The sequence below is a fragment of the Desertibaculum subflavum genome, from assembly GCA_003576705.1.
Classification (GTDB): domain Bacteria; phylum Pseudomonadota; class Alphaproteobacteria; order Ferrovibrionales; family Ferrovibrionaceae; genus Desertibaculum; species Desertibaculum subflavum.
This window is the reverse complement of the sequence record QOZS01000066.1, coordinates 1-26,452: the sequence shown is the minus strand read 5'-3', so window position 1 is coordinate 26,452 and position 26,452 is coordinate 1. Positions and strand designations below refer to the sequence as shown.

The 26,452-nt window shown below is 68.6% G+C and carries 15 protein-coding genes; 8 read left to right on the top strand and 7 right to left on the bottom strand.

The genetic code is table 11. The annotated features are described in order from the left end of the window. Nucleotides 1–222: 222 nt before the first annotated feature. Together DT074_RS24380 and DT074_RS24375 are read right to left on the bottom strand one after the other, a co-directional pair. Complete coding sequence (locus DT074_RS24380; protein ID WP_119422472.1) at nucleotides 223–1,002, bottom strand: enoyl-CoA hydratase/isomerase family protein; 780 nt, start codon at nucleotides 1,000–1,002, stop codon at nucleotides 223–225. 28 nt (nucleotides 1,003–1,030) lie between these two features. After that, nucleotides 1,031–1,801 carry an SDR family NAD(P)-dependent oxidoreductase gene (locus tag DT074_RS24375; protein WP_119422471.1) on the bottom strand — a complete coding sequence of 257 codons (771 nt, stop codon included), beginning with the start codon at nucleotides 1,799–1,801 and terminating at the stop codon, nucleotides 1,031–1,033. A gap of 128 nt (nucleotides 1,802–1,929) precedes the next feature. Here DT074_RS24375 and DT074_RS24370 point away from each other — a divergent pair, with 128 nt between their 5' ends. Next, the gene (locus DT074_RS24370) at nucleotides 1,930–3,093 is read left to right on the top strand and encodes an acyl-CoA dehydrogenase family protein (RefSeq protein ID WP_119422470.1); all 1,164 of its coding nucleotides are present in this window, start codon (nucleotides 1,930–1,932) and stop codon (nucleotides 3,091–3,093) included. A gap of 138 nt (nucleotides 3,094–3,231) precedes the next feature. Here the strand turns inward: DT074_RS24370 and DT074_RS24365 are convergent, their stop codons facing one another. Further along, complete coding sequence (locus tag DT074_RS24365; protein ID WP_119422469.1) at nucleotides 3,232–4,422, bottom strand: 3-hydroxybenzoate 6-monooxygenase; 1,191 nt, start codon at nucleotides 4,420–4,422, stop codon at nucleotides 3,232–3,234. A 164-nt stretch (nucleotides 4,423–4,586) separates the two neighbouring features. Here DT074_RS24365 and DT074_RS24360 point away from each other — a divergent pair, with 164 nt between their 5' ends. Next, nucleotides 4,587–5,630 (top strand): glycerophosphodiester phosphodiesterase family protein, encoded by a 1,044-nt coding sequence (locus DT074_RS24360; protein WP_119422474.1) that lies wholly within the window; start codon nucleotides 4,587–4,589, stop codon nucleotides 5,628–5,630. Nucleotides 5,631–5,783: 153 nt separating this feature from the next. Here DT074_RS24360 and DT074_RS24355 read toward each other — a convergent pair whose 3' ends face one another. Continuing rightward, complete coding sequence (locus DT074_RS24355; protein ID WP_119422468.1) at nucleotides 5,784–6,998, bottom strand: LLM class flavin-dependent oxidoreductase; 1,215 nt, start codon at nucleotides 6,996–6,998, stop codon at nucleotides 5,784–5,786. 200 nt (nucleotides 6,999–7,198) lie between these two features. Between DT074_RS24355 and clpB the strand changes: the two genes are divergently transcribed. The 3 genes from clpB to DT074_RS24340 all read left to right on the top strand — a co-directional run bounded on the left by clpB (nucleotide 7,199) and on the right by DT074_RS24340 (nucleotide 14,210). After that, nucleotides 7,199–9,790: an ATP-dependent chaperone ClpB gene (gene clpB, locus DT074_RS24350; protein ID WP_119422467.1), complete on the top strand. Its 2,592-nt coding sequence runs from the start codon at nucleotides 7,199–7,201 to the stop codon at nucleotides 9,788–9,790. A 221-nt stretch (nucleotides 9,791–10,011) separates the two neighbouring features. Beyond that, nucleotides 10,012–11,133: an efflux RND transporter periplasmic adaptor subunit gene (locus tag DT074_RS24345; RefSeq protein WP_119422466.1), complete on the top strand. Its 1,122-nt coding sequence runs from the start codon at nucleotides 10,012–10,014 to the stop codon at nucleotides 11,131–11,133. An 8-nt stretch (nucleotides 11,134–11,141) separates the two neighbouring features. After that, on the top strand, nucleotides 11,142–14,210 hold the full coding sequence (locus DT074_RS24340; RefSeq protein WP_119422465.1) for an efflux RND transporter permease subunit: 3,069 nt from the start codon (nucleotides 11,142–11,144) through the stop codon (nucleotides 14,208–14,210). Between the two features lie 47 nt (nucleotides 14,211–14,257). Here the strand turns inward: DT074_RS24340 and DT074_RS24335 are convergent, their stop codons facing one another. Beyond that, a complete protein-coding gene (locus DT074_RS24335) occupies nucleotides 14,258–15,952 on the bottom strand; it encodes a thiamine pyrophosphate-requiring protein (protein WP_119422473.1) in 1,695 nt (564 codons plus the stop codon). Nucleotides 15,953–16,217: 265 nt separating this feature from the next. On the opposite strand from DT074_RS24335, the gene DT074_RS24330 reads away from it, so the two are divergent. Together DT074_RS24330 and DT074_RS24325 are read left to right on the top strand one after the other, a co-directional pair. Beyond that, the gene (locus DT074_RS24330) at nucleotides 16,218–18,296 is read left to right on the top strand and encodes a hydantoinase/oxoprolinase family protein (RefSeq protein ID WP_119422464.1); all 2,079 of its coding nucleotides are present in this window, start codon (nucleotides 16,218–16,220) and stop codon (nucleotides 18,294–18,296) included. Further along, the gene (locus DT074_RS24325) at nucleotides 18,293–20,068 is read left to right on the top strand and encodes a hydantoinase B/oxoprolinase family protein (RefSeq protein WP_119422463.1); all 1,776 of its coding nucleotides are present in this window, start codon (nucleotides 18,293–18,295) and stop codon (nucleotides 20,066–20,068) included. Before DT074_RS24330 ends, DT074_RS24325 begins: the two co-directional genes overlap by 4 nt. Nucleotides 20,069–20,152: 84 nt before the next feature. Here the strand turns inward: DT074_RS24325 and DT074_RS24320 are convergent, their stop codons facing one another. Both DT074_RS24320 and DT074_RS24315 read right to left on the bottom strand, forming a co-directional pair. Beyond that, entirely contained in the window at nucleotides 20,153–20,584 is a 432-nt protein-coding gene (locus DT074_RS24320; RefSeq protein ID WP_119422462.1) for a response regulator, read from the bottom strand. Between the two features lie 51 nt (nucleotides 20,585–20,635). Continuing rightward, on the bottom strand, nucleotides 20,636–21,049 hold the full coding sequence (locus DT074_RS24315) for a response regulator (protein WP_119422461.1): 414 nt from the start codon (nucleotides 21,047–21,049) through the stop codon (nucleotides 20,636–20,638). A 218-nt stretch (nucleotides 21,050–21,267) separates the two neighbouring features. Here DT074_RS24315 and DT074_RS24310 point away from each other — a divergent pair, with 218 nt between their 5' ends. After that, nucleotides 21,268–26,310, top strand: a complete 5,043-nt coding sequence (locus tag DT074_RS24310) for a PAS domain S-box protein (protein ID WP_119422460.1) — start codon at nucleotides 21,268–21,270, stop codon at nucleotides 26,308–26,310. Nucleotides 26,311–26,452: the final 142 nt, after the last annotated feature.

Here is a 26,452-nt window from a genome sequence, read left to right as displayed (position 1 = left end):
GTCACCGACCCGCGTTTGTCGGATCGGCGGCAGGCCTGCCGCCGATCCGACATCTCATCACCTTTTCCGGATCCGTCGAACACAGATCCAGATACAAGGGTTGGGTGAGGTGGGGAGGTTGCGCTCTCCGGAATGCGCGCGACACGCGTCGCGAGTTCTACGGATGGCCCACCTCCCCCAAACCCCCTCCGCCCTGAGGGCAGAGGGGGCTTTCGGCGAGCGTTACCGCCCCTGGAAATTCGGCAGCCGCCGTTCGGCGGTCGCCTTTACGCCTTCCTTGAAGTCCGCGGTGCGGCGGAGCCAGTCCTGCTCCACCAGCTCGCGCTCGGTCGCGGCTTCCACGGCATCCGCCATACCGCGGCGCATGGTCTCGCGGGTCGACATCACGCCGAGCGGCGCCGATTGCGCGATCTCGATGGCGAGGTCGGTCGCCGCCTTGCGGATCTGGTCGAGCGGCACCAGCAGGTCGGCCATGCCGATCTTGACCGCTTCTTCGCCCGGCACGCGCCTGCCGGTATAGAACAGCAGCGCCGCCTTCTGTTCGCCCACCGCGCGCGGCAAAGTGTGGGTCAGCCCGAAACCCGGATGGAAGCCGAGCCGGGTGAAGTTGGCGCTGAACCGCGCTTCCGGGCAGGTGACGCGGAAGTCGGCCATCATGGCGAGGCCGAGCCCGCCGCCGATCGCGGCGCCCTGCACGGCGGCGACGATCGGCTTCTTCGTCCGGAACAGACGGGTCGCCTCCTTGTAGAGGTGCTTGCTGCCGCCCTCCTCGTTCGCGCCGGTGGACGGCCGGTTGGCGAAATCGGCGCCGGCGCAGAACGACTTGCCGTCGGCGCACAGCACCACCGCCCGGCATGCCGCGTCGCGGTCGAGATCCTCCAGCGCGTCGGCGATCTGGTTGATCAGCGCATTGTCGAAATAATTGTGCGGCGGCCGCCGGATCTCGATGGTGCCGACGAGGTTCGCAACGTCGACGCCGATATCCTTGAAGCTCCTGGTCATGCGTTTCTTCCCTTCCTTGATTTCTGGCTCAAGCCCCGAGCATCTGGCCGCCATCGACGGCGATGGTCTGGCCGGTGATCCAGCCGCCGAGCGGCGAGCAGAGAAACAGCACCGTGTTCGCCACCTCCTCCGGCCGGCCCAGGCGGCCAAACGGAATGCTCTTCAGGATGCGGTTGTAGAGCTCCGGCGCCGAGGTCTTCCTCTGCTCCCACGACCCACCGGGGAACTCGATGGAGCCCGGAGCGATGCAGTTGACGCGGATGCCCTTGCGGGCCAGCGCCGCCGCCTGCGTCACCGTGTAGTGGATCACCGCCGCCTTGACCGCGCCATAGGGCGGCGTGCGTACCGAGGGCTGCAGGCCCGAGATCGACGAGATGTTGATGATCGATCCGCCGCCCGCCTTCTCCAGGCCAGCTTTCTCCAGGAATGGCTGCGCCGCGTGCGAGGCGCGCACCGTCGCCATCACGTCGACCGAAAGGCTCGCCGCCCAGCCGGCCTCGTCGTCGGTGGAGCCGAAGCCGGAGGCGTTGTTGACCAGCACGTCGATGCCGCCGAGCGCCTCCGCCGCCGCCTCGACATAGCGCTTCACCGCCGGCCCGTCGGCGAGGTCGCAGGTCGCCGCATGCGCCTTGTTGCCATGCTTGCCGATTTCCGCCCGCGTCGCCTCCAGCGCCTTCGAGTCGCGCGCGCAGATCGACACGCCGGCGCCGGCGGCGGCGAAGCCGAGCGCGATCGACCGCCCGATGCCCCGGCTGCCGCCCGCCACCACCACGCGCTTGCCCTTGAAATCGAACGCCATTCCTGGACTCCCCTGATTTCGACTTTGTCCGGATCACGTTTGTGATGCAAAGCCGCATGGACGGCCCTGCATGAGAACGATTAAGTCTGCCCCACGATAGCCGGATTACCGCTCTGTGGGAGGAGACAATCATGGTCGAGCTTTCCGAAGAACACCGCATGCTGAAGGACATGGTCGGGAAGTTCGTCGAGAACGAGCTGATGCCGCTGGAGACCGCCGTGCTCGCGCGCGAGACCAAGGGCGGCAAGACCGGCCTGACCGACGAGGAAGAGGCGCCGCTGCTCGAGAAGTGCAAGGCGCTCGGCCTCTGGGGCCTCGACGTGCCGGAGGAGCTTGGCGGCGCCAATCTGCCGGCGGTGGCGCTGATGGGCGTCAACGAGGAGATCGGCCGCACCTGCGTGCCCTTTACCTTCCCGCCGGATTCGCCGAACCTGCACATGCTGCTGGCGGTGGCCAATCCGGACCAGCGCAAGCGCTATCTGGATCCCTACGCCCGCGGCGAGATGACCTCGGCGATCGCAATCTCCGAACCCGGCGCCGGCGGCGACCCGGCCGGCATGATCACCCGCGCGGTGAAGGATGGCGGCGACTGGGTGATCAACGGCCGCAAGATCTGGGTGAGCCGCGTGCCGCAATCGGATTTCACCATCCTGATGGCGCGCACCGGCGAGGGGAAGCGCCAGGACGGCATCACCGCCTTCATCATCGACCGCGGCACCAAGGGCTTCACCGTGGCGCGCGAGATCCCGATGCTGGGCGGCCAGCGCACCTACGAGCTGGTGCTGGAGGATTGCCGCGTGCCGGAGGCGCAGGTCCTGGGCAAGCTCGGCAACGGCTTCGCGCCGATGCAGCTTCGCCTCACCGTGCGCCGGCTGCAGATGGGCGCCTGGTGCATCGGCATGTCGCGCCGCGCGCTCGACATGATGATGGACCACGCCAAGCAGCGCGTGACCTTCGGCGCGAAGCTCTCCGACCGTCAGGCGATCCAGTGGTGGATCGCCGAGGCCGCGACCAAGATTCATGCCTGCCGGCTGATGGTTATGGACGCGGCGGCGAAGCAGGATGCCGGCGGCGATGTCCGCACCGAGGCGTCGATGATCAAGGTGTTCGGCACCGAGATGGCAACCGAGGTGATCGACCATGCCATGCAGGCCTTCGGCGCCATGGGCGTGACCAAGGAGATGCCGCTGCAGCTGATGGCCCAGAAGGTGCGGACGATGCGCGTCTACGAAGGCCCGAGCGAGGTGCACCGGATGGTCATCGCGCGGCGGCTCTTGGATGCGCGGAAGTAGGCGCAAACGTCAGACGCGATCAATCGCAGGATCTTGCCCGCTCGTCGTGCCCGGGCTTGACCCGGGCATCGACGGCTATCCGCTGCACTGCCCTGAGGCGTGGATGGCCGGGTCAAGCCCGGCCATGACGATCTTGGTCTAGGCCGTCGCCCCCAGCCCGGTCCCGCCGTAGAGCCATTGCAGGCGGTCGTAGAAATCGCTGGGGCTCATCGCGCCGAGCGCGGCGTTGCGCAAAGCCGCCGTGCCGGCATCGGGGTGATAGATGTAGTCGCCCATCAGGCGCGAATAGAGCTGCACGCGCCCGGTGCGGATGAAGCGTTCCAGCGCGTAAGCCGGCAGCGCGCGGGCGAAATCGCCGCCCGCCTTGTCCAGCTTGTCGGCGAGGCAGACCGCATCTTCCATCGCCATGCAGGCGCCCTGCGCCATGTATTGCAGCATCGGATGCGCCGCGTCGCCGAGCAGCGCGACGCGGCCGTCGATCCACTTCTGGTTCGGGTCGCGGTCGCACAGCACCCACAGCTTCCAGTTCTCGCCATGTTCGATGATGCGGCGCGGCCGCTCGGCGATATGTCCGAAGCCGCGCGCCACCTCCGCCTTGTCGACCGGCTGGCCAGCCACCGGCTCGGGCGCGTCGTTGTGGTAGGTGACGACGAGGTTGAACACCTGCCAGCCCTTCAGCGGGTAGTGGACGATGTGGCATTTCGGCCCGGCCCAGAGCGTCGCCGCGTTCCAGCGCAGGTCCTCCGGCATCCGCTCGGTCGGGATGACCGAGCGGTAGGTCGTGTGACCGGAGACGCGGGGGCTCCCGTCGCCGATCACCTGGCGGCGGATGTTGGACCACAGGCCGTCGGCGCCGATCAGCGCCGCGCCGGTCACCCGCTCGCCGCTGCCGAGCGTCGCCGTGACGCCGGATCCGTCCTGGTCATAGCGCTCGACCGCGGCGCTGGTGCGCAGCTCGATCAGCGGGCTCGCCCGGCAGGCCTCGAGCAGCACGCCATGCAGGTCGGCGCGGTGCACCACCGCATAAGGATTGCGGAAGCGCTGGCGGAACGGCTCGTCCAGCGGGATGGCGCAGATGCGCTCGTCCTTCAGCGCGTCCATCAGCACGAGGTGGTCGATATAGACGGCCTTGGCGCGTGCCTCGTCGCCGATACCGAGATAGTCGAAGGCATGAAACGCATTCGGCCCGATCTGGATGCCGGCGCCGATCTCGCCGAGCTCGGCGGCGCGCTCCAGCACCGCAACTCGGAATCCCTTGCGCGCCAGGCCCAGAGCGGCAGCGAGCCCGCCGATGCCGCCGCCGGCGATCAGAATGGCCTTGTCGCTCAACTCTTCCTCCCCAACCTGTAGCGGCCTGTCGACAAAAGCACACGGCGTCGGGTCGCGAAAGCTTCATCGCGAATTCACCGTCCCGTTATCCGAGTAGCCGACCTTGCGCCGGCGCGACGCGGTTGCCGTCGCGACTCCGTCTCAAGGACAAGGGGAAAACGAAAATGAAGTCCAGAGTGCACGCGTCGGCCGCCAGCGCGGCCGCGATCCTGGTGGCTTTGCTCGCCGCCGCGCTGCCCGGCAGCGCGAGCGCCGGCACCTTGAACGGCGAGCGGCCGATCGTCATCGCCCATCGCGGCGCCAGCGGCTATCTGCCGGAACACACGATGGAAGCCTACAAGCTCGCGGTGCAGATGGGCGCCGATTTCATCGAGCCCGACCTGTTCCTCACCGCCGACGGCGTGCTGGTGGCGCGGCACGATCGCTCGCTCAACACCACCACCAACGTGCAGGCGGTCGCCGCGACCAATCCCGCCATCGCGGCCAAGGTGATGGGCACCGCCTACAACGTCGACCAGCTGACCTATGCCGAGGTCAAGTCGCTGACCGCGCGCTCGCGCACTTCCAACGGCTACCAGACCGTCGACACCTATTTCGATCCCGCCTACGACTACAAGGTGGCGGGCTTCTCCGAGGTGCTCGACTATGTCTACGGCATCTATCAGTCGACCGGCGACGTCGTCGGCATCTACCCGGAAGTGAAGACGATCGGCGGCAATCCCGCCTACAACCTCGCCATCGCCCAGGCCTTGCTGGCGGCGCTCGACGATGCGAAGTACGGCGACTTCTTCGATGGCCACCTGAAGAACGTCTACCTGCAGTCGTTCGACCAGAGCATCATCCAGTACCTGAACGCCAACACCAACCTGCCGGCGATCTTCCTCACCGGCTGCACCAACACGCCGGCCCAGGCGCAGGCGATCGCGCAATATGCCGACGGCATCGGCACCAGCGCCGGGGGGCTGAGCCAGGCCTGCGTCGACAATGCCCACGATGCCGGCCTCACCGTGCACGCCTACACGCTGACCAACAACCCGTCGCAGTACCAGACGGTCTACGACCTCGACGTCGACGGCATCTTCGGCAATCACCCCGACGTCAACAAGGCGGTGCGCGACCAGATCTACCCGGTGCCGGAGCCGGCCAGCCTCGTGCTGTTCGGCCTCGCCCTCGCGGGTCTCGGCATCGCACGGCGGAAGCTGGTCTGATGTGCAGCGGCTACCTCGTCCTTCGAGACGCTCGTCTTCGACGCGCTCCTCAGGATGAGGGAGCCGACTGAAGAAACCGCGCATTCGCCCTCATCCTGAGAAGCCTGCAAAGCAGGCGCCTCGAAGGACGAGGGCGTCTCGCGGCGACCGGTTTCACTCGCCCGTCGCCGCCGGCCCCACGTCGCGCGCGCCCGGCGTGCGCTGGGTGAATTCGGGCGGCACCTCGCGGCCGGCATCGGTATAGGCCTTCTGGATCGCCGCCACGTTCGGCCCGAAGATGGTCTTGCGGTTCGACTTGGCCCATTCGCGCGAGGCGACGATGGTGTCGAGCGAGCCCTGGAAGCGCGGCATGACATAGCGCGCGAACAGCTCGTAGCTCTTCATGATCTGCTCGCGGGTCGCCCATTCGTTGGCGCGGAACATCACCCCGCCGAAGCCGCCCTTGGAATAGCCGAGCAGCCGCTCGATGCCGCGCGTCACCGTCTCGACCGAGCCGACCAGGGTCGAGCCGAGCTTGACCCCGTCGCGCAGCGGATCGTCGGAGCGGCCGGGCGGGCGCCCCAGCGTGTCCTCGAAATAGGTCACCGTCTCGCGCCGCTCGCCGGCATGGACCTGGCGGAGCGCCTCCTCGTCATCGTCCGCGACATGCAGGTTGACGACGATGCGCCATTCGCGGCGGTCGGGCGTGATGCCGTTCTTGGCCGCCGTCTCCTCGTAGATCTTCCACTGTCCGGCCATCGCCTCCGGCCCGCCGGGAATGCCGGCGCCGAGCGACAGCACGCCGAGGCCGTGTTTGCCGGCGGCGATCATGCCGGCCGGGGTCAAGGTCGAGGCGACGGCGATGGTGAAATGCGGATCGGTATAGGGCGCGAGGTGCAGGCGGGCCTGGCGCATCTCGAACCAGTCGGTCTTCATCGTCACCGGCTCGGCCCCACGCAGCAGGCTGATGATCGCCTCCAGCGATTCGTCCATGCGCCGGCGCTGGTCGACCGGCTCGATCCCCATCATGTAGGCGTCCGAGGGCAGCGCTCCCGGCCCGACGCCCAGCATGGTGCGCCCGCGGGTCATGTGGTCGAGCTGGACGAAGCGGTTCGCCACCATCAGCGGGTGGTGATAGGGCAGGCTGGTCACGCCGGAGCCGAGCCGGATATGCCGGGTCCGCTCCGCCGCCGCGCCGATGAAGATCTCCGGCGAGGCAATGGTCTCCCAGCCGGCCGAATGGTGCTCGCCGATCCAGGCCTCGTCGTAGCCGAGATGGTCGAGCCACTCGACCAGCTCCATGTCGCGCCCGATCGCGAGCGTCGGGTTCTCGCCCACCCAGTGGAACGGCGCCAGGAAGATGCCGAACTTGAGACCTTTATGTGCCATTGCCGGATACGCCCTTCGTAAATAGGTCTGTGAGTATGACCTAGGCCGGCGCCGAATTCAGCCGACCGAATCCGGCTGTTTCCGGCCAGAAATTTGACATCGGGCCTTGTGTGGGTTGGGCCGCCACCCATATTCGAGGGGCGGGGGCGTTGCCTCTTGAAGGGACGCGAGCCCGCCGGCTGTCCGGTTGGAGGCGATCCATGGAGTTCGACAAATTCACCGAGCGCGCGCGGGGCTTCGTCCAGTCCGCCCAAGGGCTTGCGCTGCGCTCCGGGCATCAGCGGCTGACGCCCGAGCATTTCCTCAAGGTCCTGCTCGACGATGCCGAAGGGCTCTGCGCCGGCCTGATCCGCAAGACCGGCGGCCGGCCGGACCAGGCGCTGAAGGCGGTCGAGGCCGCACTCGCCAAGATGCCGAAGGTCGAAGGCTCGGGCGCCGGCCAGGTCTTCATGGCGCCGGAGACCGCCCGCTTCCTCGACAACGCGTTGAAGATCGCCCAGAAGGCCGGCGACGGCTACGTCACGGTCGAGCGCCTGCTGCTCGCGCTGGCGCTGGAAAAGGGCGTGCCGTCGGCCGAGATCCTCAAGGATGCCGGCGTCGCCCCCGACACGCTCAATGCCGCGATCAACGATCTGCGCAAGGGCCGCAAGGCCGACAGCCCGGATGCCGAGGCCGGCTACGAGGCGCTGAAGAAATATGCCCGCGACCTGACCCAGGCGGCGCGCGACGGCAAGCTCGATCCGGTCATCGGTCGCGACGAGGAGATCCGCCGCACCATCCAGGTCCTGTCGCGCCGGACCAAAAACAACCCCGTGCTGATCGGCGAGCCCGGCGTCGGCAAGACCGCCATCGTCGAGGGTCTGGCCCAGCGCATCGTCAAGGGCGACGTGCCGGAAAGCCTGAAGGAAAAGCGCGTGCTCGCGCTCGACCTGGGCAGCCTGATCGCCGGCGCGAAATATCGCGGCGAGTTCGAGGAGCGGCTCAAATCCGTGCTCTCCGAGGTGCAGTCGGGCGAGGGCGAGATCATCCTGTTCATCGACGAGATGCACACCCTGGTCGGCGCCGGCAAGGCCGACGGCGCGATGGACGCGTCCAACCTGCTGAAGCCGGCGCTGGCGCGCGGCGAGCTGCATTGCGTCGGTGCGACGACGCTCGACGAGTACCGTAAGCACGTGGAGAAGGACGCGGCGCTGGCGCGGCGCTTCCAGCCGGTCTTCGTCAGCCAGCCCACGGTGGAGGACACCATCTCCATCCTGCGGGGCCTCAAGGAGAAGTACGAGCTGCACCACGGCATCCGCATCACCGACGGCGCGCTGGTTTCGGCGGCGACCTTGTCCAACCGCTACATCACCGACCGCTTCCTGCCCGACAAGGCGATCGACCTGGTCGACGAGGCGGCGAGCCGCCTGAAGATGGAGGTCGACAGCAAGCCCGAGGCGATCGACGAGCTCGACCGCCGCATCATCCAGCTGAAGATCGAGCGCGAGGCCCTGAAGAAGGAGCAGGACAAGGCCTCCAAGGACCGCCTGGTCCGGTTGGAAAAGGAACTGTCGGATCTGGAGCAGCAATCGGCCGAGTTGACCACCAAGTGGCGGGCGGAGAAGGACGCGCTCTCCGGCACCCAGAAGGTGAAGGAGCAGCTCGACCATGCCCGGATCGAGCTGGAGCAGGCACAGCGCAAGGGCGATCTCGCCCGCGCCGGCGAGCTCGCCTATGGCGTGATCCCGGATCTGGAGAAGAAGCTGAAGGCGGCCGAGGGCACCGGCTCGAAGCCGATGCTGCGCGAGGCGGTGACGGAAGCCGACGTGGCCGGCGTGGTATCGCGCTGGACCGGCGTGCCGGTCGACAAGATGCTGGAGGGCGAGCGCGACAAGCTGCTCCGCATGGAGAAGGTGATCGGCGGCCGGGTGATCGGCCAGGAGGAGGCGATTGCCGCCGTCTCGAATGCCGTCCGCCGCGCCCGCGCCGGCCTGCAGGACCCGAACCGCCCGATCGGCTCGTTCCTGTTCCTCGGCCCCACAGGCGTCGGCAAGACCGAGCTGACCAAGGCCTTGGCCGCCTTTCTGTTCGACGACGACCAGGCGATGGTCCGCGTCGACATGTCGGAATACATGGAGAAGCATTCGGTCAGCCGGCTGATCGGCGCGCCGCCCGGCTATGTCGGCTATGACGAGGGCGGCTCCCTGACCGAGGCGGTGCGGCGGCGGCCCTACCAGGTCGTGCTGTTCGACGAGGTGGAGAAGGCGCATCCGGACGTGTTCAACGTCCTGCTACAGGTGCTGGACGACGGCCGACTGACCGACGGCCAGGGCCGCACGGTCGATTTCCGCAACACCCTGATCATCCTGACCTCCAACCTGGGCAGCGACATCCTGGCCAGCGTGCCGGACGGCCAAGACGTGGAGGCGGTGCGCCCGCAGGTCATGGAAGTTGTCCGCCACGCCTTCCGGCCGGAATTTCTCAACCGTTTGGACGAGGTGATCCTATTCCACCGGCTCGACCGGGCGCATATGGACGGCATCGTGGAGATTCAGCTGAAGCGCCTGGAACAGCTGCTGGCCGACCGCAAAGTGAGCATCGCGCTCGATGCGCAGGCACGCGCCTGGCTCGCCAATGCCGGCTACGACCCGGTCTATGGCGCTCGGCCGCTCAAGCGGGTGATCCAGCGCAGCCTGCAGAACCCACTGGCCCAGAAGCTGCTGGCCGGCGACATCCAGGAGGGCGGGACGGTCCAGGTCACTGTGGAAGGCGGCGAACTTACCTTCCAGGGGAAACGCAAGGCGGCCGCCTGACGCCGGCGCGCAGGAATCGAGGGCCGGCACCGTAAAGCGTTAAGGTGCCGGCCCTCGCCGCTGTTTGTCTTGACGCCCTCACGTTCTGGCACAGTCTGTGACTAAGATGGGCCCGGCGCCGGGCGGCGCGGTCTGTCGTCACCTTTTCGCGAACCGTCCGGTCCGCCGATCAGGGCAGGGTGGACTGGTTAACCGGATTCGTTCAGAAATCGCGGCCTCCGATGCGCACACGTTCCATCGTCCTGCTCGCTGGCCTCGCCCTGGTGGTGGGGGCGGGCGTCGTCTGGTCCGACCGGATCGATATCGACGCATTGCGCGAGCTTGTCGGCCGGCAGAGTGGTGCGGCGACCACGCCGAAATCCGGCCCGCCGAAACGGGTCGAGCGGATCGCCGTCGAGGTGGCCAAGGTCAAGGTTGGCCCGGTCTCGACCAGCGTCTCCGCGCTCGGCACGTTGCAGGCCAATCAATCCGTCACCATCCAGCCGGAGATCGCCGGCAAGGTGGTCAAGGTCGGCTTCAAGGAAGGTGACCGGGTCAAGGCCGGCACCGTGCTGATCGAGCTCGATCGTTCCATCCTGGCGGCCGAAGCCGAGCAGGCGAAGACGACGCTCGAGCTTGCCGAGATCAACTACCGTCGTGCCGACACGCTCGCCAAGCAGGGCATCGGCACCGCGCGCTCGCGCGACGAGGCGGTGGCTGCCTACAGCAACGCCCAGACCATGCTGGAGCTCGCCCGCGCGCGGCTGCAGAAGACCACGATCGTGGCGCCGTTCGACGGCGTGGTCGGGCTTTCCAACGTCACCATCGGCCGCTACCTGGCGGTCGGCGACCGCATCGTGAACCTGGAAAGCATCGATCCGCTGAAGGTGGATTTCCGGGTGCCCGAGCTGTTCCTGCCGGCGCTCAGTGTCGGCCAGAAGGTGGCGGTGACGGTGGATGCCTTCCCCGGCAAGTCCTTCACCGGCGAGGTCTATGCGATCGATCCCCTGGTCGACGTCGAAGGACGCGCGGTCAGCCTGCGTGCCCGCATTCCCAATCCTGACGGGGCGCTGCGCCCCGGCCTGTTCGCCCGCGTGCGGCTGACCATCGACCAGCGGCCGAATGCTATGCTGGTGCCGGAAACCGCGCTGGTGCCGCAGGGCAGCGATCGATACGTCTACCGGGTCGAGGATGGCGCGGCTGCCTTCGTGAAGGTGCTGACGGGCGAGCGCCGTACCGGCGAGGTGGAGGTCCGCGACGGCCTGAGCCCGGGCGACACGGTGGTGATCGCCGGCCAGCTCAAGCTCTACGACGGCGCCGTGGTCGACATACGTCCGACCACTGCCGCCACGGCGCGCGACTGAGCGGCCGCATGGGCATCTACGAGATCTGCATCCGCCGCCCCGTCTTCGCGACGGTGCTGAGCCTGATTCTCGTCCTGATCGGTGCGGTCTGCTTCCAGCGCCTCGCCGTGCGCGAATATCCGAATATCGACGAACCCGTTGTCTCGGTGCAGACCACCTATCGCGGTGCCAGCCCCGAGATCATCGAGAGCCAGGTGACGCAGATCCTGGAAGACTCGATCGCCGGCATCGAAGGCATCGAGGTGCTGAGCTCGAAGAGCCGGCCGGAGCAGAGCAACATCACCGTGCGCTTCCGCCTGGGCGTCGATCCGGACGTGGCGGCGAGCGACGTGCGCGACCGCGTCTCGCGCGTGCGCCGCCAGCTGCCGGACGAGATCGACGAGCCGACCATCGCCAAGGTCGAGGCCGATGCGCAGGCGATCATCTTCCTGCCCTTCACCAGCTCGAAGCACACGGCACTCGAGGTCTCCGACTATGCCGACCGCTATGTGAAGCCCGAGCTGCAGAACCTGCCCGGCGTCTCCGGCATCTATATCTACGGCGAGCGGCGCTATTCGATGCGTGTCTGGATCGACCGCGCACGCCTCGCCGCCTACAGCCTCACCGTCCAGGACGTCGAGGCGGCGCTGCGCCAGCAAAATGTCGAGATCCCGTCGGGCCGGATCGAGAGCGTCGACCGCGAGTTCACCATCCTGTCGCGCACCGGGCTGTCGACGCCCGACCAGTTCGAGCGCATCGTCGTCAAGCAGACCGGCGGCTTCCTGGTGCGGCTCGGCGATATCGGCCGGGCCGAGATCGGCGCCGTCGAGGTGCGGCGGACGACGCGCTATAACGGCCGCACCGCCGTGACGCTCGGCATCGTCAAGCAGTCGACGGCGAACCCGCTGGAAGTGTCCTCCGCCGTGCGCGAGCTGCTGCCGGAGCTGCGCCAGCGCCTGCCGGACGGCATGCAGATCGACGTCGCCTACGACACCTCGGTCTTCATCAACGAATCCATCAAATCGGTGTTCCGCACCATCGTCGAAGCGCTGGTGCTGGTCGTCGCGGTGATCCTGATCTTCCTGCGTTCGATCCGCGCCACCCTGATTCCGGTGGTGACCATCCCGGTCTCGCTGATCGGCACCTGCGCCATCATGTATGCGCTCGGCTTCACCGTGAACACGCTGACGCTCCTCGCCATGGTGCTGGCGATCGGCTTGGTGGTCGACGATGCCATCGTGGTGATGGAGAACGTGCACCGGCATATCGAGGAGGGGGCAGATCCCTTCCGCGGCGCCATCCGCGGCACCGGCGAGATCGTCTTCGCGGTCATCGCCATGACCTTGACTCTGGTCGCGGTCTATGCGCCGGTCGCTTTCACGCCGGGCCGCACCGGCCGGCTGTTCATCGAGTTTGCGCTGAGCCTGGCCGGTGCCGTGCTGATCTCCGGCTTCATCGCGCTGACCCTGACGCCGATGATGTGCTCGCGCCTGCTCAAGGCGCATGAATCGCACGGCTTCGTCTATCGGGTGCTGGAACGCGGCTTCGACGGCCTCGCCAGCGGCTATCGCAAGGCACTGGGCTTCGCGCTGCGCGCTCGCTTCATCGTCATCCTGCTGCTGGTCGGCACCATTGCCGGCGGCGCCTTCGTATTCACCAAGCTCAAGTCCGAGCTGTCGCCGGTCGAGGATCGCGGCATCCTGTTCGTGGTCGGCTCGGCGCCCGAGGGATCGACGATCGACTTCTCCAGCCGCTACGCCCGCCTGTTCGAGCCGATCGGCATGTCGCTGCCGGAAGTCGGCTCGACCTATGCGGTGGCGGGCGTGCCGACCGTCGCCGACATGATTTCCTTCCTGCGCCTCAAGCACTGGGACGAGCGGGACCGCAAGCAGCAGGAACTGGCGGAGCTGATCCGGCCCGAGATCAACAAGATCGCCGGCGTGCGCGCCTATGTGAACAACCCGGCCTCGCTCGGCCAGAGCATCCGCTCGCGGCCGATCCAGCTCGTGGTGATGAGCTCCCGGCCCTTCAAGGAAATGGAGACCTATGTCCAGCGCGTGATCGAGCGGGTGCGCGACTATCCCGGCCTGACCGCGATCGACACCGATCTCCGCCTGAACAAGCCGCAGATCGACGTCCAGATGGACCGCGACAAGATCGCCGATCTCGGCCTTTCCGTCGAAAGCATCGGCCGCACCCTCGAGACGCTGTTCGGCGGGCGCCAAGTGACCCGCTTCAACATGAACGGCAAGCAGTACGATGTCATCGTCCAGGTCGCGCCGGGCGACCGGCAGACGCCCAACGACCTGTCGCAGGTCTATGTGCGCACCCGCGGCGGCGACATGGTGCAGCTCTCCAACCTGGTGACCGCCGCCGAGACGGTGGCGCCGAAGGAGCTGAACCGCTTCAACCAGCTGCGCGCCGTCACCATCGCGGCCAATCTGGGCCCAGGCTACTCGCAGGGCGAGGTTCTGGACTACCTGGAGCAGACCGCGCGCGAGGTTCTGCCTTCCGATTTCCAGCTCGACTTCGACGGCATGTCGCGCGAGTTCAAGTCGAGCGGCGCCAGCATCGTCCTGGTCTTCATCCTGGCGGCCCTGTTCATCTACCTCGTGCTGTCGGCGCAGTTCGAGAGCTTCATCGATCCGCTGGTGATCATGGTGTCGGTGCCGCTCTCCATGGCCGGCGCCTTCGCGGCGCTGCACTTTGCCGGCTGCACGCTCAACATCTACAGCCAGATCGGCCTGGTCACGCTGATCGGCCTGATCACCAAGCACGGCATCCTGATCGTCGATTTCGCCAACCAGCGGCGCGACAACCTCGGCGAGGACGTGTTCACCGCGGTGATGGAGGCCGCCGTGATCCGGCTGCGACCGATCCTGATGACCACCGGTGCCATGGTGCTGGGCGCCGTCCCGCTCGCCATCGCCGCCGGCGCCGGCGCCGAGAGCCGGCAGCAGATCGGCTGGGTCATCGTCGGCGGCATGAGCTTCGGAACGCTGCTCACGCTGTTCGTCGTGCCGACCGTCTACACCCTGATGGCCCGCGCACGCCACGTGATCGCCGCCGAACCGGTGATGCAGCCCGGCGAGGATTGAGCTGAAGCGTCACGGCGGGGAAAAGCTCGGCATGACGAGATGTAGCGCTACCCCTCGACCGCTACGCTGACATCGAGCAGCGCCTGCCGCTTCTCGTTCCTGATCACGTCGATCGCGCGGTCGAGCGCCTTCGGCAGATCTTCGCCGCGCTCGACCCGCTGACCGAAGCCGCGGCTGGCCTCCACGATCTTCGCGTAGTCGGGCGAGGGCGCGAGCGAGGTCACCGGCATGCGGTTGGCGCGCGCGGCATGGCCGTCGCCGTAGATCGCGAGCGTGGAGCGGCGCACCGCGTTCCAGATGCCGTTGTTGAACACGATGGTCAGCACCGGCAGGTTCTGGGCCTCGGCCACCTGGTGGCAGGAGATTGGATTGGCGAACTGGTACGACCCGTCGCCGATGCTCGCCACCACCAGCCGGTCGCGGTCGGCGAGCTGGGCGCCGAGCGCCGCCGGCAGGCCCCAGCCGAGCCCGCCCGACAGCGCATGCGCGAAATACTGGCCTGGCCGGTCGATCGCCATCGATCCCGGATTGACGCCGAGCTCGCTGAACACGATGCCGTCGCGCTTCAGCGCCTCGGAGACGCAATGGCTGACCCAGGCATTGGTCATCGGCGCGCTGGCGCCGGCCCTGGCGCGCTCGGTGGCCTGCGCGCGACGCGACTGGTTCCGGCCCGCCGCCGCCGCGCGTCGCTTGTCGGCATCTTTCACGCGCCCTTCCAGTGCCGCGGCCAGTGCGGCCAGGATCGCGGTGGTGTCACCGGCCAGCGCGAGATCGGCGCGATACCCGCGCACCGGAAACCGGCTGAACAAGGGGTCCGGCCCGATCTGGATCACGCGGGCGCCTGGCGGCGGCGAAGCCTTGTCCGGCATCCAGGGCACCAGCGCATCGACCACCAGCACCGCGTCCGCCTCGGCCAGCAGCGGATGCGGGTCGAAGCCGGCATGCAGCGCATGTTCGGTCGGCATCGAGTTGCGCACCGGCCAATGCTCGACCACCGGCGCGCCCAGCGCCTCGGCCAGCTCCACCAGCGCGGCGAAGCCGGCCGGCGTATCGCCGCTCCGCTGCGCGATGATCAAGGGGCGCTCCGCCTTGGCGAGCAGCGCCGCAGCTTCCGCCAGCGCCGCCGCTTCCGGCAGAGCGGGCAGCGCCGGCCGCTGCGTGAGTCCCGGCGGCGCCGCGGGCGCCGGCTGGCACAACACCTCGCGCGGCAGGCTCATATAGACCGGGCCGGTCGGCGCGCTGGTCGCGATGGCAACGGCACGGTCCACCAATTCGGCCGCCTGCTCGGGGAAGCGCAGCTCGTAATCCCATTTGGTGCATTCGCGCACCATGGCGGCCTGGTCGCGCATCTCCTGGCCCCAATGGATCGCCGCGTTGCGGCTGCCGGTGCGGCCCTGCTCGGTCACCGGGGTGCGGCCGGACATGACGATCAGCGGTATATTGTCGGCGGCGGCGTTGATCAGACCCATCACCGCATTGGCAAGGCCGACATTGGTGTGCACCATCACCGCCTGCGGCTTGCCGGTAACGAGGTGCAGCCCATGCGCCATGGCGATTGCGGCGGTTTCGTGCGGGATCGGCAGCGCCTCGGGCATCGCGGCGCCGTTCACCGACGCGCGCGCCAGCCCCTCGATCACCGGCGCGAAATCGGTGCCGCCATTGGCGAACAGATAGTCGATGCCGTTGGTCTTGAGCCGAGTGAGCAGCGCCTCGGCGGCGGTCTGGGATTGCGTCTCGGCCATGGTCATCCTCCCCGACCGGAGCTTGCCCGCATTGCTGCTGGCGAGACAAGCGGCAGATGCCCAGTTTGCGGGCTTCCCGCAGTCCCGCTTTCCCATCTTTCGTCATGCCCGGGCTTGTCCCGGGCATCCACGGCCCTCCGCAGCGCCGCCCTTCGGCGTGGATGGCCGGGACAAGCCCGGCCATGACGATGGGGTGGGAGCGGAGAGGGGATTGGCGGCATGCCGCTTGCACCGCCCGGGCGAACCACAACGGAGGGATCGTGTCATGAAGGTGATCGGGGTCGATGTCGGCGGCACCTTCACCGACCTGGTCTTCGCCGATATCGCGGCCGGCCGCACGGCGATCCACAAGGTGCCGACCACGCCGGACAACCCGGCGCGCGGCGTGGTGGAGGGCATCGCCGGCCTGTGCAAGCGCGTGGGCCTCCCGGAAGGCGAGATCGACTTCGTGTTCCATGGCACCACCATCGCCACCAACGCGGTGCTGGAATACAAGGGCGCCACCACCGGCATGGTCACCACCGCCGGCTACCGCGACATCCTGCATATCGGCCGGCACCAGCGCCCCGAGCATTATTCGATCATCCAGGAGATCCCCTGGCAGGACCGGCCGCTGATCAGGCGGCGCTTCCGCAAGACGGTGAAGGAGCGGCTGGTGCCGCCGCGCGGCGAGGTGCTGGTCCCGCTCGACGAGGACGCCGTGCGCGAGGCGGCGCGCGAACTCAAGGCCGCCGGCGTCGAGGCGATCGCGGTCTGCTTCCTGTTCGCCTATCTCGACCCGGCGCATGAGGACCGCGCCAAGGCGATCATCGAGGCGGAATATCCCGGCTGCTTCGTCACCACCTCGGCTTCCGTATCGCCCCAGTTCCGCGAGTTCGAGCGCTTCACCACCACGGCGATCAACGCCTTCGTCGGCCCCAAGGTGCGCAACTATGTCAGCGGCCTGGAGGCCGACATCAAGGCGCGCGGCATGAGGGCGGCGCTCCGCGTCATGGCCTCCAATGGCGGCGTCGCCACCGCGGCGATGGTGGCCGAGCGGCCGGTGATGACCTTGCTCTCCGGCCCGGCCGCCGGGGTGATCGGCGGCGACTGGTGCGGCGCGCTGTCGGACCGGCGCAACCTGATCACCTTCGATGTCGGCGGCACCTCGGCCGATATCGGCATCGTCCGCAACGGCGCCTATGGCGAGGCGACGGCGCGCGACACCTGGATCGCCGGCTATCCTGTCATGGCGCCGATGATCGACATCCACACCATCGGCGCCGGCGGCGGCTCGATCGCCTATGTCGATCCGGCCGGCGCCTTCCGCGTCGGGCCGAAGAGCGCCGGCGCGGTGCCGGGCCCGGCGGCCTATGCGCGCGGCGGCACCGTGCCGACGGTGACCGACGCCAATGTCGTGCTCGGCCGGCTCGACCCGGAGCATTTCCTCGGCGGCGGCATGCAGCTCGACGCCGCCGCCGCGCGGGGCGTGATCGCCGGCCTGGCCGACAAGCTGCAGCTCAGCCTGGAAGAGGCGGCGGAAGGCGTGATCGCCATCCTCAACGCCAACATGGCGAACGCGGTGCGCTCGCGCACCGTGCAGAAGGGTATCGACCCGCGCGACTTCACCCTGGTCGCCTTCGGCGGCGCCGGGCCGCTGCACGCGGCCGAGGTCGCGGTCGAGCTCGGCGTGCGCGAGGTGCTGGTGCCGCCGCATCCCGGCATCACCTCGGCGGTCGGGCTGATCACCGCGGACCTGAAATACGACGCCATCCGCACCGAGTTCCAGTCGAGCGAGGTCTTTGACCTCGCCCGGCTCGACCGCGATTTCGCGCTGATGGAGGAGGAGCTCGCCGGCCGCTTCGCCGCCGACGGCGTCGCGGCCGAGGCCGTCACTTTCCACCGCGCCGGCGATCTTCGCTATGTCGGCCAGGGCTACGAGCTGCGGGTCGGCTTCCCGCGCGCCAGGCTCGACGAGGCGGCGATCAAGGGCGTGTTCGCCCTGTTCCACGCCGCGCACGAGGCCGAGTACGGCCATGTCTTCCCGGGCAGCGCGATCGAGATCGTCAACATCCGCGTGACGGGCGTGGCAAGCGGCCCGAAAATCGGCAAGCCTGCGCCAAAAGTCGGCGGCGCTCTCGACAAGGCCGTCGTGCGCCAGGGTCGCTGCCTGTTCCGCGTCAAGGGCACGCTGGATGCCTTCGACACGCCGTTCTACGAACGCGACCTGCTGCCGCTCGATCAGGCCATTCCCGGCCCTGCCATCATCCTGCAGGAAGATTCGACCACCGTGGTGCCGCCCGGCTGCAGCTTCGTCGCCGAGAAGACCGGCAACCTCTTCATCCGTATCGGAGGCGCGTCATGAACGTCCACGCCGCCAACCGCCCCTCGATCGACCCGATCACCGCCAGCGTCATCCAGGGCGCGCTGGAGAACATCGCGGTCGAGATGGGCTACAAGCTGATGCGCATGTCGTATTCCTCGATCATCCGCGAGTCGGAGGATTTCGGCGCCGCGCTGGTCGATGCGGAGGGCAGGGGCCTCGCGGAATCGGCGCAGTCGACGCCGCTGCAATCGGGCCCGATTCCGGGCTATGTGCGCGGCATCCGGAAGATCATGGCGGCGCGCGGCGAGGAGATCCGCCCCGGCGATGTGATCATGCACAACGATCCCTATTCCGGCGCGAGCCACGGGCCCGACATCGCCTTCGTGGTGCCGGTCTTCGTCGGCGGCGCGCTGGTCGGTTTCGCCGCCACCACGGCGCATCATCTCGATATCGGCGCGCTGTCGCCCGGCTCCTGCGGCATCGTCGATGCGATCGACGCTTATGCCGAGGGCCTGCAATTCAAGGCGATCAAGGTCTACGACCAGGGCAAGCGCAACGAGATGGTCTGGCACATTCTGCGCGACAACCTGCGCGCCGCGGACCTCGTGGTCGGCGATATGGAGGCGCAGATCGCCGCCAGCCGCATCGGCGCCGAGCGGCTGGAGGCGCTGATCGGCCGCTACGGTCTCGGCACCTTTCAGGCCGGATGCGCCGCGCTGATGGACCATGCCGAGCGGCTGATGCGGCAGGCCATCGCGGCGGTGCCGGACGGCACCTACACGGCGACGACGTTCTTCGACGGCTTCCTCGACAGCGACGATCCCGCGAAGAAGGCGCTGCCGATCGTCGCCACCGTGACCGTCAAGGGCGACGAGATGCTGGTCGATCTCACCGGCACGGCGCCGCAGGTTTCCGACCGGCCGATCAACATGCCGTTCGAGGGCACGGTCGACATCGCCGTCTGGCTCACCGTTCGCTCGATCTTGCTCGACACCGCGGTGCACGGCCATATCCCGGTCAATGCCGGCCTGCTGCGCCCGATCACCATCACCGCGCCCTTGGGCTGCCTCGCCAACCCGACCTTCCCGGCACCGACCATCGCCCGCTTCACCCCGGGCAACCAGCTCGCCGACACCGTCATGAAGGCGCTGGCCCAGGCGGTGCCGCACCAGGTCTCCGCCGGCATCGGCAACCTGAAGGTGATCGCCTTCTCAGGGCTCCGCGGCGGCACCCATTGGGTGCATATGGAGATCTTCGAAGGGTCGTATGGCGGCCGCTATGGCAAGGACGGCATGGACGCGGTCGACACGCTCTACGCCAACACGCGCAACAACCCGATCGAGGATATCGAGACGCATCTGCCGCTCCGCGTCGAGCGCTACGAGCTGCGCGAGGACGTGGTCGGCGCCGGCGAGTTCCGCGGCGGCCTCGGCAGCGTCCGCGAATTCGTGTTCCTTGAGCCAGGCGGCGCCTCGGTGGAAGGCGACGGCCAGGGCTTCCGCCCCTGGGGCTTCGATGGCGGCGGCGAGGGCCAGCCGGCGGCGCTGACGCTCGCCAAGGCGGCCGGCACGCGGGTCGCGCTGCCGTCCAAGGTGGCGCATACCGCGACCCGGTCGGGCGACCGCTTCATCTGCGTCGGCCCGGCCGGCGGCGGCTATGGCGATCCGCTGAAGCGCGATCCGCAGCGCGTGCTGGACGACGTGCTCGACGGCATCATCACCCGCCTGTCGGCGGAGACGGCGTTTGGCGTGGTGGTCACCGATGACGGAAAGGTGGATGCCGCTGCGACGGCCAGGCGCCGCTCGGCATAGCCCCGGAAAGGATGCGGCCCGGGCCGGACCTTCGTCCGTGCCCGGGCCTGCCCCGTCGCCCCACCCGAAGCCGGGTAGAAAAGCTCAGTGATAGGTGATCGGCTGCTGCGTCGCGCCGACGCTGTTCGGGTCGAAGCTCGCCATCAGAACCGACGCGGTGTTGATCAGGTCGTCGGCCTTGACCGGGCTCGACATCACGACTCCGGAGCCGCGCAAGGTCGAGGGTGCCTGCGCCACGATGTTGCGGACGGTGCGCGCGGAGCCGTCGATCGCGATCATCGGCGTGCCGGCGATCCGTTCCGCCAGTGCATTCAGGAAGTCGACGACGTCGAGCTCGGGCGCGATCAGGCTGGTGATCACCAGGTCGAAGCGCAGCTGGTCGACGAGGTACAGCGCCTTCGCGGCGGTCGCAACATGCGTGATGCTGCAGCCCTGGTCGCGCAGCAGTGGGCGGGCGAAATCGGCGAAGGCCGGATCGTCCACCACCAGGAGAATGTTGCGGGGTTCTGAATGCATAAGCGAGAGAGATACCGCAACGGAATGCAACCGGCCAGCCGGCCAGAGGGTCTAGGTCGTTTGGTTGAGTCCAACTCGGCGCGGCGCGGTAGCGAGCGCATTGCGGATGGCCGCCAGAAGCTCGGCATTCGGCAGCGGCTTCGGCAGCACCTGGGTGGCGCCGAGCGCATGCATCACGCGCGACAGCGTGCCATGCGCGTTGAGCGGCGAGCCGGTGATGGCGATGACGGGCAATCCGCGCGCCGCCGGCGGGAGCGAGCGCAGGAATTCGATCCCGTCCATGTCCGGCATCACCACGTCGGTGATCACCAGATCCACCCGGCCTTCGCCGAGAGCCCGCAGCGCGGCCCGCGCCGTGCCCGCGGAGCTGGCCCGGAAACCGTTGCGGTCCAGCAGGCTACGCAGGAAATCGGCGAAATCCGGATCGTCGTCGACGACGAGGATGAGGGGCGGCTCATTTGCCATGCGGCGGCATAGCCGGCCGGGCCGGCCGCCGCCAGCCGCACGGATGGGTTAGGGCCAAAGGTATATGGCACCTGCGAAGGCGCGCCCGCCGCGGCGCGGCAGGCCGCGGGAGCCCGGTCCCCCCCTGGTCTCCGGCGGGATTTCCGGTGATATACGTCTCCGCGACGGCCTTGGCATGACCGGCGGCGCGGAATGTCGGGGCAGAATTGGGGCGAGCGTTGGCGATCGACCTGACGACAGTCCACTTTACCGGCGTCACCTTCTCGCTGCTCTTCGCGGTGATCTTCCTGTCGCTGCACCGCCTGGAAGGGCGCGAGCTGTCGCTGCCCTTCTGGGCCGGCTCGCACCTCGCCTATGCCGCGCGCCATGCCATGCATTTCGTGGCGCCACCGGATTTCTACGGCCCGTGGTTCGTGCCCGGCCTGTCCCTGCTGTTCGTCGGCTGCACCATGCTGGCCGCCCTTGCGCTGGCCGGGCGCCGGGTGCGCGTAAGCTGGCTGGTCGCCGCGTCTCTGCTCGAGGTGCTGTGGATCGCCTATGCCCGCTGGGCGGAGCTGCCGGTCGAGTTGCGGGCGACCCCGATCGCGGTGGCGGTCGGCGGCGCAATGCTGGTCGCCGCCGTCGCCTTTGCCGCGGTGGCGCGGCAGGACCGCTCGCCGGCCTGCCTCATTGCCGCGGTCGCTCATCTCATCTGGTCGGTCGGCTCCTTCGCGGTTCTGTTCCGCACGCCGTTCGCCGAGCAGTTCAGGTTCGGCGTCGTCCTGGCGACGCTGGGTTCGATGGCGATCGCCATTCTCGTCATCATCGCGGTGCTGCACCGGCGGCGGGCGGCTTCCGACCGGCTCGCCGGCGAACTCATCGCGGCCCGCTCCAGGCTCGAAAGTCTGATCGGCACGGCATCGGACTGGATCTGGGAGATCGACGCCCAGTTTCGCTACACCTACTTGTCCGACCGCTTCGGGCAGATCACCGGGGCGGATGCGCGGCGCCTGATCGGCATGCGCTGGGATACGCCCTGGGCGGCGCACCGCTCCGGCGAGAAGGTCTGGGCCGAGTTCTGCCGCGCGCTGGAAGCCGGCCGTCCGGTGCGCGGCTTCCGCCATCCGGCGCACATGGTGGATGGCCGGCCGATCGTGCTGCTGATCAACGCCGATCCGATGCACGACCCGGCCGGCCGCCTGATCGGATTCCGCGGTACCGGCCGCGACGCCACCACCGAAATCGCGGTCGGCGCCATCATGGACGTGTTCGCGGGCGATGCCGCCAACCGGATCGGCATCGAGTATTTCCGCGCCCTGGTCGGCAGCCTGGGGGCCACGCTGAATGCCGATGCGGTGTTCGTCGCCCGTATCGAGCGGGGCGGCCCGGCGTCTGCCGTCCGCACGCTCGCCGTCTGGGCCGACGGCGCCATCGCGGAGAACCGCGAATACGCGCTCGACGGCACCGTCTCGGATTGCCTCGACAGCCAGGAGCCGCTGGTCTTTCTGCGCGACGTGCGTTCGCTCTTCGTGCGCGATCCGGGTCTCGCCGCCTTCGGGGCCGAAGGCTATGCCGGCATCGGCCTCGGCGGCACGGAAGGACAGCCGCTCGGCGTGCTGGCCGTCATCAGCCGGCATGGCTTCACCGACATCGCCACCATCGAGACCGTGCTGAAGGTGGTGGCGCCGCGCGCCGCTGCCGAGCTCGAACGACAGATCGCCGACCGCCGCCTGCGCGAGAGCGAGGCGCGCTTCCGCGACGTGATCGACCACATGCCGACGGCGATCGGCGCGCGCGACCGGGACGGCCGCTTCGTGTTCGTCAACCGCGCCTACGAGAGCCTGAACGGCATCGCGGCCGGCGACCTGATCGGCCACACCTTGACCGAGGCGGTGGGGCGGATCGGCAACCGCGACGTCGTCGAGCGTTCGCTGGCGGCGGATGCGCGGGTGCTCGCCACCGGCGAAACTGTGACCGAGGAATACATTCGTCCGGAACGCCCGACCCCGGACGGGCCGGGCATCTTCCTGGTCAGCCGATTTCCGATCCGCGACGCCGCCGGCGAGATTGTCGCCGTCGGTTCGGTCGCGCTCGACATCACGGATCGGCGCATCGCCGACACGCGCCTGCGCGAGAGCGAGGCGCGGTTCCGCGCCGTCATGGAGCACATGCCGCTCGCCTTCACCGCACGCGACCTCGAAGGCCGCCACATCCTGGCCAATCCCGCCTACGAGGCGATCGCCGGCCGCAGCGCCGAGGAGATGATCGGCCGCCGGCTGGACGAGCTGCAGGGCCTGCCGCCCGGCACGCTGACGCGGTTCGACGAGTTCGACCGCCGCGTGGTCGAGACCAATCAGGCCTATGTGCACGAGATGGACCGGTCGGATGCGCGCATCGGCGGCCAGAAATCCCGCTTCCTGGTGACCCGCTTTCCGATCCGTGACGCGGCCGGAAAGATCGTTGCCGTCGGCTCCGTCGGCACCGACATCAACGAGCTGAAGCGGATCGAGCGCGAGCTCAGGGCGAGCGAGTCGCGCTTCCGCTCGGTGATCGAGCATATGCCGCTCAGCTTCTGCGTACGCGACCTGGCGGGCCGCTTTCTGGTCACCAACCCCACCTACGACGCCATCGGCGGCATCTCCACGCGCGAGGCGATCGGCCGGTCGATGCTCGATTTCGTCGATGCCATGGGCGGCGCCGACGTGGTCAAGACGGCGATCGACGGCGATGCGACCGTGATCCAGACCGGCCAGACCTTCTCGGCCGAGATCGCCCGCCCGGACCACCGTCGCGGCGGGGCGCTCTCGACCTTCCTGGTGACCCGCTTCCCGATCCGCGGCGCCGACGATCAGATCGTGGCGGTGGGCTCGGTGGCGCTCGACATCACCGAAAGCCGCAAGGCGGCGGAAGAGCGGCGCAAGAGCGAGGCGCTGCTGCGCGCCGTCATCGACAACCTGCCGGTCGGCTTTCTGCTCAGTGCCGGAGGTCCCCGCATCGCGATCGCCAACCCCGCCTTCGGCCGCATCCTCGGTCTGCCCGTCGAGAGCATCGTGGGCCGCACGGCGGCCGAGCTGCGCGCGCTGTTGCCCGATACCCGGCTGTGGGATACCGCGGTGCTCGGCAATCTCGATGGCGTGCCGATGCCGCATTTCTCCCAGCATGTCGGGCCGGATCCGACCGATCCCGCGCGCGATCTGGCGATTTCGCTGACCCGCTTCCGCGTCGCGGCGACGGAGGCGGGCCCCGCCTCCTACGGCGTCATCGTGCAGGACGTCACCGAGAGCTGGAGCCACGCGCGCGAGCGCGAGGCGCGCGAGCGGGCGATCCAGGCCAGCGAGGCGAGGTTCCGCGCGGTGGTCGACAATCTGCCGTTCGGTTTCAGCCTGCGCGACCGCGAGGGGCGCTTTCTGATCGTCAACCGCGCCTACGAGGCGATGCTGGGCCTCGGCGCCAGGCGGCTGCTCGGCAGGACGCCGGACGAGCTGACGGCGCAGCTGAAAGTGCCGGCGGTCTACGAGGGCTGGCGCGAGGGGGACCGGCAGGTGATCGAGACCGGCGAGACGGTCTCGACCGAGACCGAGACGCCGGACCTGCGCGATCCCGGGCGGACGGCGGCGACGCATATCGTGAAGTTTCCGGTCTTCGAAGGCGGCAATTCGCCCTCCGGCGTGGCGACCCTCGCCATCGACATCACCGGGCGCCGGCGCATGCAACAGGCGATCGTCGCCCGCGAGGCGGAGCTGCACCGCGTGCTGGCCGCGCTCGACATGGCGCGCGAAGGCATCGTCGTCGAGGAGGCGAGCGGCCGCGTCCTCTACGCCAACCGCGCCGCGCGCGCCCTGGTGGAGCCGAGCGGCAGCGCGCTCGCGCTGCTGCAGCGGACCGGCCACGGCATGTCACCCGCGCATCGGGGCCATTGGGCGGGCGAGCTCGCCTTGGCCCGCGGCGAGGGGGCGAATGCCGACATCGCCTTCGACAGCGTGGCGCTGGCCGACGGCACCGTCGTCACCGTGCTCGACGACGTCACCGACGAGAAGACGCAGCGGCGCGAGACCGAGATCCTGGAACGGCGCCTCAGGCGAGCCGAGAAGATGGAGGCGCTCGGCCGGCTCGCCGGCGGCATCGCGCACGATTTCAACAACCTGCTGGGGGCCATCGTCGGCTTTGCTGGCTTCATCGCCGAGGATTCCGAGCCCGGCGGCCGCACCCATGCCTTCGCCGAGCGCATCCTGGCTGCCAGCGACCGCGCCAAGAGCATCGTGCGCGAGGTGCTGGCCTTCTCCCGCCCGCCGGAGCCGCGGCGCCAGCGCATCGCGCTCGGCAGTCATCTGGTGGAGACGGTGGAGATCCTGCGCCCCGCCCTGCCGCCCGGCGTGCATGTCGAGATCCAGACGCACGATCCGGAGATCGCCATCGACGCCGATCCGGCACAGCTCACCCAGGTGGTCATGAACCTGATGCTGAACGCTGCCGATGCGCTGGAAGGCAGGCCCGGCACGATCCAGGTCGCCGCCGACCTGGCCGCGGCGCCGCTCCCGGCCGTCGACCGGCCGGAGGCCGAGCCCGATATCGAGGTGAGTGCGCTCCCCGATGGCCGGCTGCGCTGCACCGTCGGCCATCTCAGGCCGGGCGCCGCGGCGGTGATCCGGGTGACCGACCATGGCCACGGCATCTCGCGCCAGAACTTGGAGCGCATCTTCGACCCGTTCTTCACCACCAAGACCAAGGGCAAGGGCACCGGCCTCGGCCTGCCGGTGGTGCACGGCATCGTGCTCGCCCATCACGGTGCGATCGTCGTGCACAGCCGCGCCGAGGAGGGCACGACGTTCGAGGTGCTGCTCCCCGCCGCGGCGGCCGGCGAGGTGCTGTCGCTCGATGTGGCGTCCCGCATGACGGCCAGCGGCCGCGGCCGCATCCTGGTGGTGGACGACGACGAGGATTTCGGCGACATGGTGGCGATCGCGCTCGGCCGTGCCGGCTACGAGACCGCCGTCGTGAACGACCCGGCCGCGGCGCTCGACGTCGTCGGCGACGACCCGACCGTCTGGGACCTCGTCATCACCGACTACACGATGCCCGGCATGAACGGCATCCAGCTGATCGAGCGGCTCGCCGTGCTGCAGCCCGATCTGCCCTGTGTTCTCTGCAGCGGCTTCGGCATCGGCGTCGACGAGGCGTCAGCGGTCGCGGCCGGCGCCAGCGCCTTCCTCGCCAAGCCGATCGAGATCGCCGCCCTGGTGGAACAGGTCGCCAAGCTGATCGCCGTCAGCCGCGCGGCGTAAGTGTGATTCCGATAGCCGCAACGCGGGGGGAGAGCGACTGTGTTTGAGTGTCAAGGTTTGGCATGGGCATTTTGGTAGTGCCTGGCGAGGATTGCGTTGAGATGGACGACGATCTTTCGCATGCAGGCGACGATGGCGAGCT

Coding starts and splice junctions, on each gene's coding strand:
- DT074_RS24325 (WP_119422463.1), top strand. CDS start 18,293: ATGAACGTCCACGCCGCCAACCGCCCCTCGATCGACCCGATCACCGCC.
- DT074_RS24345 (WP_119422466.1), top strand. CDS start 10,012: ATGCGCACACGTTCCATCGTCCTGCTCGCTGGCCTCGCCCTGGTGGTG.
- DT074_RS24355 (WP_119422468.1), bottom strand. CDS start 6,998: ATGGCACATAAAGGTCTCAAGTTCGGCATCTTCCTGGCGCCGTTCCAC.
- DT074_RS24315 (WP_119422461.1), bottom strand. CDS start 21,049: ATGGCAAATGAGCCGCCCCTCATCCTCGTCGTCGACGACGATCCGGAT.
- DT074_RS24320 (WP_119422462.1), bottom strand. CDS start 20,584: ATGCATTCAGAACCCCGCAACATTCTCCTGGTGGTGGACGATCCGGCC.
- DT074_RS24360 (WP_119422474.1), top strand. CDS start 4,587: ATGAAGTCCAGAGTGCACGCGTCGGCCGCCAGCGCGGCCGCGATCCTG.
- DT074_RS24335 (WP_119422473.1), bottom strand. CDS start 15,952: ATGGCCGAGACGCAATCCCAGACCGCCGCCGAGGCGCTGCTCACTCGG.
- clpB (WP_119422467.1), top strand. CDS start 7,199: ATGGAGTTCGACAAATTCACCGAGCGCGCGCGGGGCTTCGTCCAGTCC.
- DT074_RS24340 (WP_119422465.1), top strand. CDS start 11,142: ATGGGCATCTACGAGATCTGCATCCGCCGCCCCGTCTTCGCGACGGTG.
- DT074_RS24330 (WP_119422464.1), top strand. CDS start 16,218: ATGAAGGTGATCGGGGTCGATGTCGGCGGCACCTTCACCGACCTGGTC.
- DT074_RS24375 (WP_119422471.1), bottom strand. CDS start 1,801: ATGGCGTTCGATTTCAAGGGCAAGCGCGTGGTGGTGGCGGGCGGCAGC.
- DT074_RS24380 (WP_119422472.1), bottom strand. CDS start 1,002: ATGACCAGGAGCTTCAAGGATATCGGCGTCGACGTTGCGAACCTCGTC.